Consider the following 833-nt stretch of genomic DNA (forward strand, 5'->3'; position numbering starts at 1 on the left):
CTTTATGTTTTGGATACTCATTAGCATCATCCTGTTCTTTTCCCTGGGCTGCTGATGCGACGGTATCCGAGTGTTTCAGCTGATATACCAGATTTCCTCTGGCATCTTTAATCCTCGTTTCAATCACATTTCCTTGAGCATCCAACTCCTTCTGTAATACATTACCAAAGCCGTCCTTTACTCTTTGTTTTACTATATTTTTCTGTGGATGAGCAACCCCTGCTGGCGTTTGGCTATAGATAATACGATCACCATAATCGTATTCGTATCGATAAGCGACACCCGCTGGCGTTCTTTTATAAATCAGACGATCTTTGTCATCATACTCATATTGGGTCGTATTGCCATTGATCGTAACTGACTGAGGATGCTTGTGATAAGTCGCATAGCCTTTACTTTTGCTACTATCTTCATACACTATGTACCGATAATCTAAATCCGTTTTAATACCATTCTCGTCAATGATCTGCGCCACATGATCACCTTGCGGACTACGTTGACTAAAAGTCACAACATGACCTAGTTCATTCGTAATGGATCCTAAATTACCACGCCCATCATAGCTGTATTTGATGACAGTATGGCTGTCATTATAAGGCGCTTGTGCTGTAACGGGAGCAAAGTAACCCTCAACATCGATATAGCTATATTGCCAGGTTCTCTTGGTTTCACCATCGCTGCTGACAATACGATAGGGACGTTCATGCCGATCATAATTAAATTGAAGTTTTAAACCCGTTACCTGGTCTGTAATTTGCTTAGGAAAGCCTGATGAGAGCCAATCAATATGTGTGCGATCAGCACCATAAGTCGTAAAAGTTGATATCGATAGG

1 protein-coding gene is annotated in these 833 nt (G+C 41.3%); it reads right to left on the reverse strand.

The genetic code is table 11. From position 1 onward, the window contains the following. Window positions 1-833, reverse strand: an 833-nt coding sequence (locus DNJ77_RS09840) for a hypothetical protein (RefSeq protein ID WP_204723402.1), incomplete at both ends; no start/stop codon positions are given.

Source organism: Fastidiosibacter lacustris (assembly GCF_003428155.1).
Lineage (GTDB): Bacteria > Pseudomonadota > Gammaproteobacteria > Francisellales > Francisellaceae > Caedibacter > Caedibacter lacustris.